Origin of the sequence: Lysobacter sp. Root690 (assembly GCF_001427785.1) — a bacterium.
Classification (GTDB): Bacteria; Pseudomonadota; Gammaproteobacteria; order Xanthomonadales; family Xanthomonadaceae; genus Lysobacter.
The window spans coordinates 843,213-854,517 of the sequence record NZ_LMHM01000016.1 but is presented as its reverse complement, the minus strand read 5'-3'; the positions used below and the strand labels follow the sequence as shown (position 1 = coordinate 854,517).

General features: G+C 65.6%; 15 protein-coding genes and 1 tRNA gene. 11 read left to right on the top strand and 5 right to left on the bottom strand.

What is annotated here, in order from left to right:
* Positions 1-290: 290 nt before the first annotated feature.
* From phaE to ASD86_RS20590, 6 genes are all read left to right on the top strand, one after another.
* Complete coding sequence (gene phaE / locus ASD86_RS28025) at positions 291-1,514, top strand: class III poly(R)-hydroxyalkanoic acid synthase subunit PhaE (RefSeq protein WP_056115060.1); 1,224 nt, start codon at positions 291-293, stop codon at positions 1,512-1,514.
* A 1-nt stretch (position 1,515) separates the two neighbouring features.
* The gene (locus ASD86_RS20610; RefSeq protein WP_056115057.1) at positions 1,516-2,586 is read left to right on the top strand and encodes a class III poly(R)-hydroxyalkanoic acid synthase subunit PhaC; all 1,071 of its coding nucleotides are present in this window, start codon (positions 1,516-1,518) and stop codon (positions 2,584-2,586) included.
* Between the two features lie 283 nt (positions 2,587-2,869).
* Positions 2,870-3,622, top strand: coding sequence for an SGNH/GDSL hydrolase family protein (locus tag ASD86_RS20605; protein WP_082578557.1), 753 nt, complete (start codon positions 2,870-2,872; stop codon positions 3,620-3,622).
* Positions 3,623-3,756: 134 nt separating this feature from the next.
* On the top strand, positions 3,757-4,173 hold the full coding sequence (locus tag ASD86_RS20600) for a DUF5329 domain-containing protein (RefSeq protein WP_056115054.1): 417 nt from the start codon (positions 3,757-3,759) through the stop codon (positions 4,171-4,173).
* A gap of 49 nt (positions 4,174-4,222) precedes the next feature.
* Complete coding sequence (locus tag ASD86_RS20595) at positions 4,223-4,426, top strand: PspC domain-containing protein (RefSeq protein ID WP_036103060.1); 204 nt, start codon at positions 4,223-4,225, stop codon at positions 4,424-4,426.
* A gap of 39 nt (positions 4,427-4,465) precedes the next feature.
* The gene (locus ASD86_RS20590; protein ID WP_082578556.1) at positions 4,466-4,870 is read left to right on the top strand and encodes a hypothetical protein; all 405 of its coding nucleotides are present in this window, start codon (positions 4,466-4,468) and stop codon (positions 4,868-4,870) included.
* Positions 4,871-5,653: 783 nt separating this feature from the next.
* Here the strand turns inward: ASD86_RS20590 and ASD86_RS20585 are convergent.
* A complete protein-coding gene (locus ASD86_RS20585; RefSeq protein WP_056115046.1) occupies positions 5,654-6,472 on the bottom strand; it encodes an NRDE family protein in 819 nt (272 codons plus the stop codon).
* 194 nt (positions 6,473-6,666) lie between these two features.
* Here ASD86_RS20585 and ASD86_RS20580 point away from each other — a divergent pair, with 194 nt between their 5' ends.
* From ASD86_RS20580 to ASD86_RS20575, 3 genes are all read left to right on the top strand, one after another.
* Entirely contained in the window at positions 6,667-7,002 is a 336-nt protein-coding gene (locus ASD86_RS20580; protein WP_157476930.1) for a hypothetical protein, read from the top strand.
* Positions 7,003-7,032: 30 nt separating this feature from the next.
* A complete protein-coding gene (locus ASD86_RS26990) occupies positions 7,033-7,206 on the top strand; it encodes a hypothetical protein (protein WP_157476928.1) in 174 nt (57 codons plus the stop codon).
* A 53-nt stretch (positions 7,207-7,259) separates the two neighbouring features.
* Positions 7,260-7,346 (top strand) — tRNA-Leu (locus ASD86_RS20575).
* A 152-nt stretch (positions 7,347-7,498) separates the two neighbouring features.
* Here ASD86_RS20575 and ASD86_RS20570 read toward each other — a convergent pair.
* Together ASD86_RS20570 and ASD86_RS20565 are read right to left on the bottom strand one after the other, a co-directional pair.
* Positions 7,499-7,957 carry a hypothetical protein gene (locus ASD86_RS20570; RefSeq protein WP_056115039.1) on the bottom strand — a complete coding sequence of 153 codons (459 nt, stop codon included), beginning with the start codon at positions 7,955-7,957 and terminating at the stop codon, positions 7,499-7,501.
* Positions 7,958-8,070: 113 nt separating this feature from the next.
* Positions 8,071-8,859 (bottom strand): SAM-dependent methyltransferase, encoded by a 789-nt coding sequence (locus ASD86_RS20565; protein WP_235567828.1) that lies wholly within the window; start codon positions 8,857-8,859, stop codon positions 8,071-8,073.
* Between the two features lie 53 nt (positions 8,860-8,912).
* On the opposite strand from ASD86_RS20565, the gene ASD86_RS20560 reads away from it, so the two are divergent.
* Both ASD86_RS20560 and ASD86_RS20555 read left to right on the top strand, forming a co-directional pair.
* Positions 8,913-9,182: a hypothetical protein gene (locus tag ASD86_RS20560; RefSeq protein ID WP_036103055.1), complete on the top strand. Its 270-nt coding sequence runs from the start codon at positions 8,913-8,915 to the stop codon at positions 9,180-9,182.
* Between the two features lie 7 nt (positions 9,183-9,189).
* Positions 9,190-9,564 (top strand): hypothetical protein, encoded by a 375-nt coding sequence (locus ASD86_RS20555; protein WP_036103053.1) that lies wholly within the window; start codon positions 9,190-9,192, stop codon positions 9,562-9,564.
* A 252-nt stretch (positions 9,565-9,816) separates the two neighbouring features.
* On the opposite strand, the gene ASD86_RS20550 is transcribed toward ASD86_RS20555, so the two are convergent.
* Both ASD86_RS20550 and ASD86_RS20545 read right to left on the bottom strand, forming a co-directional pair.
* Positions 9,817-10,272, bottom strand: a complete 456-nt coding sequence (locus ASD86_RS20550) for a DUF2214 family protein (protein ID WP_056115030.1) — start codon at positions 10,270-10,272, stop codon at positions 9,817-9,819.
* Positions 10,273-10,659: 387 nt separating this feature from the next.
* A complete protein-coding gene (locus tag ASD86_RS20545) occupies positions 10,660-11,256 on the bottom strand; it encodes a cysteine dioxygenase family protein (protein ID WP_056115028.1) in 597 nt (198 codons plus the stop codon).
* Between the last annotated feature and the right edge of the window lie 49 nt (positions 11,257-11,305).

Genomic DNA, 11,305 nt, shown 5'->3' with positions numbered 1-11,305 from the left:
AAGCTCAAATCCCCCGCGTCTGCTGCGCAGACGCCGCCCCCTTTTTCTAAAATGGGCAAAAGCGGTGCTGCTTGGGTTTGGATATTCATTGCATCGTGATGAGTCCTGACGAATGCGTTCTCCTTGGCAAAAGGCCCTGTAGGAGTTGCTTTCGGCCCCAAGCAGAACCGGAGCCCCAACGCCTCACACATTTTCCGCAAGCCCACGCCCACATTCACGAACCGCCCGCGGACATCCATGCGCCCGGCAACACGCCATTGCTATGATCGGCGCAAACCACGGAGGCGGTGATGGCGAATTTCGGTTTCGGTTCGAACAATCCCGGCGATTTCTTCGGCGCGGGCGCCGACTTGAATCAGCCCGGTTTCGAAAAACTCGCGCGACAGTACTGGGGCGCATGGGGCGAGATGATGCGCGGCGCGGCGCCGCAATCCGCGCAGCAGCCGTCGATGCCCGGCTGGAACGAGGCGGTGAGCTGGTGGTCGCAGTTGGCCAAGGGCGGGCAGCCGCAGGTCGACGACACCCTGGACCGTTTCAACAGCCAGGCGCGTGGCTGGTTCGGCGAAATCCAGAAACTGGCCTCGCAGTTCGCCGGCAGCGATGCCTCGGCCGGCGATATCGCCGGCGCCTGGAAGCAGGCGCTGGGCGGGCAGGGAGCCAACCCCTTCGCCGATGTATTGAGCGCGATGCGCGGGCCGGGGCAGCAGGATTTCGGCCGCTGGGCCGAGCAGATGGGGCCGTTCCTGGAACGCCTGCAGAGCCAGGGCCAGTCCTTGCTGGGTCTGCCCGCGTTCGGTTTCTCGCGCGAGCATCAGGAACGCGTGCAACAGTTGCTGCAGGCGCAGACCGATTACCAGAAACAAAGCCAGGCCTATAACGCGCTGATGGCCGAAGCCGGCCAGGACGCATTCTCGCGCTTCGAAGACAAACTGGCCGAGCGCAGCGAACCGGGCCGCCAGATTGGCAGCGCGCGCGCCTTGTTCGATCTGTGGATCGACGCGGCCGAAGAAGCCTATGCCGATATCGCGCTGTCGCCGCGTTTCCGCGACGCCTACGCCGCGCTGGTCAATTCGCAGATGCGTCTGCGCGCCGGCGTGCAGAAGGAGATCGAACAGGCCAGCGGCAGCTTCGGTATGCCGACCCGCACCGAGATCGACGCCGCGCATCGCAAGATCGTCCAGCTCGAACGCGAACTGCGCCGCTTGCGCGATGAGGTGCAGCAGACGCGCGAGCCGGCGCCCACGCCGCGCGAAGCGCGCCCGGCCGCCGCCAAGCCCGCGACGAAACCCGCGCCACAACCGGCGGCGAAGAAGGCAGCGAACAAGCCTTCGCGTCCGGCTCCGGCCGCGGCGGCCAAGCCGGTGCTCAAGCAGTCCAAGCCCGCGCCCGCCAAGGCGGCGCAGAAAACCGCGATCGCGCGTCCGCAGCCGCCGGCCACGCCGCGCGCCGCGAGCGCGCTGAAGTCGACCAAGGTCGCGCCAGCCGCGAAGACCGCCAAGAAGGGAGCGCGCTGAGATGACCGCACCGATCAATTTCAGCGCCGAATCGTTGGCCCAGGAAGCGATGACCGCGCAGAACAAGCTGCGCGCGGGCCTCGACACCCTGCGCGAGGTAGGCGACATCCAGTACGGCGCGACGCAGCGCGAGGAAGTGTGGCGCGACGGCAAGGTCGTTTTGTACCGCTTCCGCGGCGACAAGGCGCCGACCGCGAAAGTGCCGTTGCTGATCGCCTACGCGTTGGTCAACCGTCCCTACATGGTCGATCTGCAAGCGGATAAATCGATCGTGCGCGGCCTGCTCGAGCGCGGCGAGGACGTGTACATCCTCGATTGGGGCTATCCGGACCGCTCCGATCGTTATCTGGAACTGGAGGATTACATCCAGCGTTTTCTCGGCGGCGCGGTCGATCATCTGCGTCGCGAATACCGGCTGGATGCGATCAACCTGCTCGGCATCTGCCAGGGCGGCGCGTTCTCGCTGTGCTATTCGGCCTTGAACCCGGCCAAGGTGCGCAACCTGATCACCATGGTCACGCCGGTGGATTTCCACACCGGCGACAACATGCTGTCGAACTGGACGCGCGGGCTCGACATCGACCAGTTCGTCGATACCCTGGGCAACGTCCCAGCCGATGTCATGAACTGGTGCTACCTGACCTTGAAGCCGTGGCGGCTGTTCGTGCAGAAGTACGTCGGTCTGATCGACATTCTCGACGACAAGCGCGCGCTGGAGGATTTCCTGCGCATGGAGAAGTGGATCTTCGATTCGCCGGATCAGGCGGGCGAGGCGTTCCGCCAGTTCATCAAGCAGTTCTACCAGGGCAATGGTTTCGTCAACGGCGGCATCGATATCGGCGGTCGCGCGGTCGACCTGGGCTATGTCGACATGCCGGTGCTGAACATCTACGCCGAGCAGGACCATCTGGTGCCGCCAGCGGCGTCGAAGGCGCTCGCGGACCTGGTCGGCACCGCCGATTACAGCGAACTGTCGTTCAAGGGCGGCCACATCGGCATCTACGTGTCCGGGCGTGCCCAGCGCGAAGTGCCGAGCGCGATTCACGACTGGCTGGCGCAGCGGTCGCGGTGAGTCTTTCGCGCACTCCCTTCTCCCGCTTGCGGCGACCGAAGGAAGTGCAGAGCTGAGAAGGTGGTCCGAAGGACCGGATGAGGGCAGTGCGAAGCGGGAAGTGTTTGATCGGCGATCGCAGTCAGCCTTCACTACAGGCCCTCACCCCAACCCCTCTCCCGCATGCGGGAGAGGGGCTTGCGTTCGCTGCGGCGATTGCGCGTCAGCGATCGCGATTCGACTATGACGATCCACTTACACCGCCCGGGTTAGTCTTGACCCCGCCCGATTCCGGAACACCCGCATGCATCGAATCCTGAGCTTGTTGCTGATCGCCGCGTTGACCGCCTGCGCGGCCACGCCGAGTCGGCAGACCGCCGCCGAAGCCACCAACGCAGCCACGACCACGCCGGCCGCGACCACGCCGGCCGCGACAGCCCCCGAAGGCGCCGCGCCACGCGACTCGCGCGAGTGGGAGCCGACCGTGCAGGCCTGGGAGGCCGAGGACGCCCGCGTTCGCCGCATGCCCGGCGCGGTGGTGTTCGTCGGCAGTTCCTCGATTCGCTACTGGACCACGCTGAGCGAAGACTTTCCCGGCGTGATCTCGATCAACCGCGGCTACGGCAGCTCGCGCGTCTACGACTCGGTGTACTTCGCCGATCGCATCGTCAACGCCTACCAGCCGCGCGCGGTGGTGTTCTACGCGGGCGAAAACGACCTCAACGAAGGCCGCAGCCCGCGGCAGGTGCGCGACGATTTCGCCGCGTTCGTGCAACGCGTGCAGGCCGGTACGCCGAAGGCGCGGATCGGTTTCGTGTCGATCAAGCCCAGTCCCTCGCGCAGGGCGATATTGCCGCAGGTCGTCCAGGCCAATGCGCTGATCCGCGACTACATCAAGACCGTGCGGGGCGTGGACTATCTCGATGTGTTCACGCCGATGCTCGATGCGAGCGGTGAGCCGCGCGAAGAATTGTTCCTGGCCGACCGCTTGCATATGAGTCGCACCGGCTACGCGATCTGGATCAAGGTGGTCGGCCCCTGGTTGGCCAAGCACTGACATCGCGTCGCGTGGAGCGCGCTTCGACATCTCGCGGACATGGCTGCTGCCATGCTCCGCGCCACTGACCTACCGAACGTTGCCGGACACTCCATGACGCGGGGTGCGCGCAACGGACCAGCGAGAACCGCTACATGAACCTCCGCGCCGCCGCTGCTCGTCCCCGCAATCTCGCCGTGTTCGCCGCGGCCTTGCTCGGCGCCGGGTCCATCGCCGCCCAAGCCGCGCCGTCGGCCCAGGCGGAGCGCGAAACCGAGCAACTGATCCAGGCGCTCGGCAGTTCGGCCTGCCAGTTCGAACGCAACGGCAGTTGGTACGAGTCGGGCGAGGCGCAGGCGCATCTGCGCAAGAAACTGGCCTATCTGCGCAAGCGCGACATGGCCGATACCGCCGAGCTGTTCATCGAGCGCGCCGGCAGCGAAAGCAGCCTCAGCGGCAAGCCGTACCGGGTGCGCTGCGGCAACGCCGCGCCGGTCGCTTCGGCGGCCTGGCTGAAAGCCAAACTGGTTCAGCTGCGCGCCGCCAAGCCGGCGACGACGCCATCACCCTGACGCGCTAGACTGGCCGCGAACCTGCAGTGAGCTTCGGAGACGGCGAGGAATGAACAGCGCCACGCCCCGGTTCTGCCGCTCCCGGCACGACCGCATGATCGCCGGCGTGGCCGGCGGCCTCGCCCTGCGCCTGCGCTGGAATCCGGTGATCGTGCGCGGCGCCTTCGTGGTGCTGGCCCTGGCCACCTTCGTGCTGCCGGTCGCGCTGCTGTATCTGATCCTATGGCTGTTCATGCCCGAAGAGGGCTGCTGACTGGGCGCGTTGCTGCGAATCGCCGGGGCCGTGCTCGGCATGCTCTGGACCTCGCCGGTGACGGTGCTGGGCTTGATCGCTGGTGTGTTCGCCATGCCGTTCGGCGCGCGGCCGCGTCTGCGCCGCGACGACCTGGCGCTGGTGTTCCAGCATTGGCCGTGGGGCCCGGGCGGCGCGATCACCCTGGGCAATGTGGTGCTGCATACCGGCGGCGATCTGGATTCGCCCTGTTACACCTACGCCCACGACGCCGGCCATCGCACCGAGCCGCCGATCAAGCTCGCCGATCACGAACGCGCCCATGTTTATCAGTACATGGTGCTGGGACCGCTGTTCCTGCCGCTGTATCTGCTGTGCGGCGGAATCAGCGTGCGCAACCGCTTCGAGCGCGCCGCCGATCGCTATGCGCAGACCGGGCGCGGCTGGTGGCCGTGGTCGAACTGAACAGGCTCGAGTTGAGCCGGGTCGAGTGAACCGGCTCGCGTCGCGTGGATTCATCTTGGTCGACGGCCGCTACACGAAATCTTGATCGGCCGATAACGACGCCGGCGGTATCCTGCGCGCGTCGGAGAAAAACCAACGGACGCCAGTCCGATGCAATCGCTCCGACACGGAAGGCCCGGCCACCCGAGAAACATCTCGAGGACTGGGCCTTCTCATTTGCAGCAGATTTTTTCAGTCGGCGGTCGCGCCCGTCGCATGAGCATGTGAATCGTCCATGTCATGCGTACTGGCTTCTGTTCCCGGGATTGCGAGCCGCTCGCGCATACCGCGCGCTTCGCTCATCGCATCGTCCACGACACAGCCTCCGCCTACGCGAACGGATCGCCGACGCGTCGATATCTGTCGGCCGATAAGGCCTGCCTCATGTTCCCCCCGCCTGTGTTCGTCGCATCGCCATCGTCATCAAGGCGGCCTCGCGGCGTGCCGCCGTAATCAAGTCGGAAATGCGAATCGGGTCACGAATCGCTCGATCCAGCCAGCCGGCGTGAGCCGATTCGTCGCGCCACCGCGAGTCCTGATATGGCGTTGGACGCGCGATGCCGGTTCGTTAATCCCCGCCGGATCGAGCATCGAGCATCGCGCATCGCGCCGGTTGCGCCACCGCGTTCGTGCCCGCTGAGTTCATCGTTTGCGTGCACGCGTATCGACGCGCCATGTGTCGATCGATAGATGCAGGAGTGGACGCTGAGTGGGTTGGCCCCGCGCCGACCAAGCGCGCGCGGATCAGCCGATCCGCGCGCGCAGCGGCAAGGACACCGCGGTTTCCCCGGCCAACACGCCACCGGGCCCGTAGCGGCGTTCGACGAACGCGATCTCGTTCTCACCGATCAGCACGATGCTGCTGCAGCGCGTGCCGTAGCGCTCACCGAGCACGAACGGCGGCGACAGCATGCGTTCGAGTTCCAGGCCCACGCCGGTATCGGGCAGGGCATCGTCGGGCGCCACCGTGGTATCGGCCATCGCCGCGAGCAACATCGCCAGACCCGCATCGCTGGTTTGCGGCGGCAAGGGCGCGGTCGCTTGCTGCGAGGCCGGCGATTCCAGCCAGGCCGACAAGGCGCGCGTGGCCAGCCCGCTCTTTGGCCAGGGCGCGTCGAAATCGCCGTTGGACATGGCATGCACGCCGGGGATCACCGCGTCCATGCGGAACCGCGGATGGTTGCTGCCGAACATCAACGCATCGCCGTCCCACAGCAGCAGATTGAAGCGGCCAAATTCCGGCGCGTCGGCGCTCAGGCTTTGCAGATAATCCGCCGCGCTCATCGTGCCGCGCACGAATTCGCGCACCAGCGCGCCGCGCGATCGCGGCGCGGTTTCGGGATTGAGGCCAGCGCGCACATTGGTGACCGCCGCCAGGCGACCTCGGCTGGATACCTGCAGCCAACTGCCGCCTTGCAACAGATCGCGGCCGCCGAAGACCTGCGGGTCGTCGGGATCGGCGCCGGCCGCGGCGGTGGGGCGAGCGTGGGCTTCGTCGCGATTGGCGATCAAGGCCAGGCGATAGCGCGGATGGTGTTGCCAGGCGAGGGCGATCAGGCACATGCCGGCATTCTAGTCGCGCGCGGTCGTGTCCATGTGCAGCCGGCGGGCGGTCCACACCCGCCGCNAGGCGTCGCAAACCCGCCACGACGAATGGCAGGTGCGGGGCTGGCGGGCTGGCCATATTCTGGCCACCGTCTCATCAGATGAGATCGCTCCACGTTCTGCTAGCTGGCGCAGAAGGGGAGACGTGTTCGATGAATCGTGGTGCCAGGATGTTGCTGCAGTTGTTCGCGCCGGCCTTGATCGTGGCCGTGAGCGGCCCGATCGCCGGCACGGTGTTGTTGCAGATGGGCGATACGCCCGCCGCCGCCGGATTCGCGCCGATCGCGCACGGGCTGCGGCTGGGCGGCGTGGGCGCCGGCTTGGCCATGGCGACGTATTCGTTGTGGCGCCTGTGGCGCTGGGAACGCGGCTTGGAGCCGCAATGCCCTTGTGGCGGCCTGCTGTCGCGGCCGTCGACCGGCCGTCGTGGCCGCTGCGACCGAACCCGGCATTGTCTGGGTTGTCGCCGACCTCAACCGGACCACTGATACGGCTCCCCGACCAAGGACCCCGATCCCATGCTCGCCACCGCCGCCGCCATTCGCTGCATCGTCGCCGCTCCGCTGGCCGCGGCACGGGCCGAGCCGGTGCCGCGCGGCGCCTACAAGGCCGCGCCCGAGCGCGCCGAGGCGAGCTTCCGGGCCGGTTCGCCCGCGGGTGGCGAGGCGGACGGGGCGGGCGAGCCGCATTGATGTTCGCGGCATGCAGACTCCGGCCGTTTCGATAGGTATACTGCGCACCCGCTGCCGGAGTGGCGGAATCGGTAGACGCAGCGGACTCAAAATCCGCCGCCCTTAAAAGCGTGTGGGTTCGAGTCCCACCTCCGGCACCACGTAATCCCGCGAAGCACCCAACCGCCCGGCCAACGATCCAACGGCCGGCAGCTTCCCGGAAAGAAGAAAGGCTCAGCCTCGCGGCTGGGCCTTTTTGTTTTCCGTCGTTCGGTCGGATGTGGCGAGGGCGATCGGTGCATCCCGCCGCGTATCAGTCCAGGCGCGGCGAATACGCGAAGCGCTTGCGCGGCTGCTCCCTGGTCCAGCCTCGCAGCCGTTTGAATGCGAACAACGCGACCTGCCGGTCGGCTGAGCCGCACAGCCGGAGCAACGCATCGAACGCCGCCTGATTACCGATGTCCGCCAGCGCCCAGGTGAAGCGTCTGCGGATCGCGATGCCGCCGTCGTAGTGATACGGATAACTTTGTAACGACGCGCGATAGAACGCGAAGATCAGTTCCGGCGCGCGCAACCATTGCATGCATTCGCCGAGTTCTTCATGGCTTTCATGCCAGTCGGCACCGAGCAAGGCAATGCCGAGTTCCAGTACGCGAGGATCGTCGCCGTTCTCGCTGAGCAGATGCAGCACGCAAGCGTCGTCGACGATATCCGGCGCGCGACGCTTGAGCGCGTCGTTGGCGATCCACAATTGTGTGTCCAGGTCGAGCATGCGGGTTTCTATCGCGAGTTTATCGAGCGCGGCGATATTGATGGAATCGCAGCGCCAACATTATCGCCCCGCGGATCGGGCGCCAAGCGGACTCGTGATAAACCGTTACGCGCTCAGCGCTGAAACCGCATCATCCGTCCGCTCAGCACGGGACGGTCTTCGATGCTGAAACGCCGCTCGCTCGCGGTGAATCCATCGGCCCGCATCGCGGTATTCATCGCGCCGCAATTGCCGCGGCCTGGATCGGCGATCAGCACTTCGGCGTGGGCGTGCGCATACAGTTTGACTACGTTCGCGAGCAAGGCGATATGGCCGCGCTCGTACAACACGTCGCTGCCAATAATCAGATCGAAACCACCGAGTGAACGGTCTCGTTGGGCATCCCATTCCAGATGGTTGTAAGGCACGCCGCTCAAGCCATTCAAGGCTGAATTCTGCGAGAGAAAATCCTCGGCGAGCGGATGCCGGTCGCTTGCGATGACATCGGCCTGACGCTTGTGCGCGATCAGGCTAGACAACGCCAGTCCGCAGCCGATTTCGAGAATGCGCTTGCCGGCGATATCGCGAACGGCGATTTCGTTCGCGAGCTGCAGACCGGTCGGCCACAGTTGCCCGAACAGGCTCCACATCGACGGGGAAATGCCCAATTTTTCGGCGGTCTGGCCGGGATCGTGAAACTGCTGCAGATCCTTCAGCGCGCGAATGCGATACTCATGCTCACCGACCCGCAAGTCGATGACGCGGGTTTGATATCGCAAGAAACCTCTGGATGACGTGGAACGAACGTCGTTGAGGCAGGCGGCGCTTGAGCGCCTGTAAATCGCGAATCGCCGGGATCGCTTCCCGACCATACGCCGATTATCTGGTAATAGCGAGGAATATCGCTGATTTTCATTCTTCACCCCCGCGTCGGGAGGTGGAGCGCATACTCGCGGGTCTACGTGTCGGAGCAACGATGGACAATCATGTCGAGTGGTTCCAGTTCACCTTGTCCAATGGACAAACCATCGGACCTGCTCCGTTACGTCTGATCTGGATGGAGGCATCGGGTACCACCAATGTCACGGTATTGCGCAGTCAACGCCTGTTGCTGGGCAAGCGCACCGCCGTGTATTCGCTGCGCGCCTCGCCCAGGCTCGCCAATATCCGTGTGATCGAGGCGCGCTTGCGCAGTCTGTTGGAGAACGCGCGCCTGCACAGCGTTCTCACCGCGGTTTCCCATTGAGGCCCTTATGAATACGTTCGACATCGCGGTGGGCAAGTGCGAAGCGATCGACAAGAGCACGGTCACCATCCGTCTCGACAGCGCGATCGTCAGCCGTCTGGTTCCCGGCCATCCGTGGCGCACCTCCGGTACCAGCGTGCTGCGCCTGGACATTCGTCTGTGCAGCGAAAGCCGGCCGCCGGAAATCGGTCGCGAATTGTTCCTGCAGCGCGAAGCCTTGTTGCGCAATCCGCGCGCCAGCCTGGATCTGCTCGGCGACGGTCAGTTCGCGCCGATCCGCTTGCGCGCGATCGGCGACAACACCGATCCGGAAGTCATGCAGCCCGCGGCGAAAGCCGGGCGCGGCGATCGCTCGCGCGTGCGCTGGGGCAAGGAAGGCTAAAGCCGTCGCGGTTTCGCTCGCGCGTTCGTGCGCGAGTCGAGCCGACACGGGGCACGGCATGCGGTACCACGAGTCGGAGCGCATGCGCTTGCGTGCGTGGCGCGATTCCTAGTCGCGCTATTCGGAATTCGTTTGTCCAAGTCGGATTGATTGAATCCGTTTGATCAAAGCCACTCGATTACATGCGGCTTGATCGCTGCTGGCTTGATCGCAACGGCCCAATCGGCGTTTATGCGATCAGACGTGGCTCGATCAAAATCCGCCGTACCGCGCCATCGCCGCGGCGCAGATCAGGATCACCGCGATAAGGATCAATTCGAAACGGATCAGCACGCGCAGGATCCGTACCTGCGGCGCCGGCGGCAGGAACGCCGGGTCGTGCTTGAGCGCCTTGCGCCAACGCAGGAAGCGCACGGTCGGCAGGATCGATAACAACGCGATCGCCACGAACGCGCCGAATTTGGCGTGAAACCAAGGGTTGTGCTGATAGAAGTCGACGCCCTTGACGCCGTAAAACAGGCGCGCGATGCCGACCGCCAGCAGCAGCATCGCGCTCATGCCGTAGCCGGCATCCAGTCCGGCCAGACGCTTGAGCGCTGTGGCATCGATCGGCCCGCGTAAAAACAGCACCGATTCGGCGACCAGCATCGAAATCATGGCGAACACCAGCAGATGGTGGAACGCGGCGAGCAGCAAGTCGGTCAGCATGGTCCGGGCTCCGTGCGATGGCTGGGAGAGGTTCTCGCGCGCGGCGCGCACAGCCGCAGCGTCCGGGCGACTCGCAGCGCCCAACCCACGGCGTTGCCGCCAGCGAAGATCGCGCCGATGCGGGGCTTTTACCAGTGGCGTTTGTAATGTCTTGCGGCGGTCGGTCGGGGGCGCGGACAGCCGGCCGTTGGTCGAACTTGGCGGCCAAGGCGGGTTACAACACTTCGCTGCCGTAAATCATGCAATCCGACTGTAGCAGCGGCGCAAGCCGCGATCGCGACTGCGCGCGCGCGACGCATCTGTGTGGCGCGGTCGCGGTTTGCGCCGCTCCTACAGGGGCAGTCGTCACAGCGAAGCGGCTGATGGCTTCGCGGCGTTACGCGCCGATCAGGCGGCTTCGTCGGTCTTCAGGGTCTTGTCGACGCGCTGGAACCACTCGCCGTCGCGCGGTTCGAACATCGAGCAGCATTCCATCGGCGCCTTGTAGATGTGCAGCGACACCGCGACCGCGTCGTTGCTGGCGTTGCGGATGGTGTGGTACTCGTGCGGCGGAATCAGGCTGCCGGCGCTGCCGGGGCCGGCGTGCATGCCGCCGGCGGCGCGGAAGCGGAAGTTCTCGCCTTCGCGTTCGAGCAATTCGAACTGGGTGATTTCCAGCTCGCCGTCCCAGACGCCTTCCACGCACCACAGGCCGCTGTGATCGTGCATCGGCGTGCCTTGGCCCGGACCCCAGGTCATCGCGACCACGCTGTAGCCCAGTTCGGGGCTGCGGTAGAGCTCGCGGCGCGCGTAGTGGTCCTGGATGGGGTCGAACACGCAGTCGGGCAGGTTGACGTCGCGGTCGCGGATCATCTTGCACAGGGTGTTGCGCAAGGCCGCGGTGACGGCGTGTTCGTCGCCGACGCTGACCGCCGCGTCGATCGCGGCGACCAGCTTGTCGTGGCCGGGGAAGTCGAGGTCGGGCAGGGCGTCGGTGGCGTTCATGGCGTGGATTCTACGCCCCTGCCTGCGCCTTGGCAGCTTTGAGCCGCCC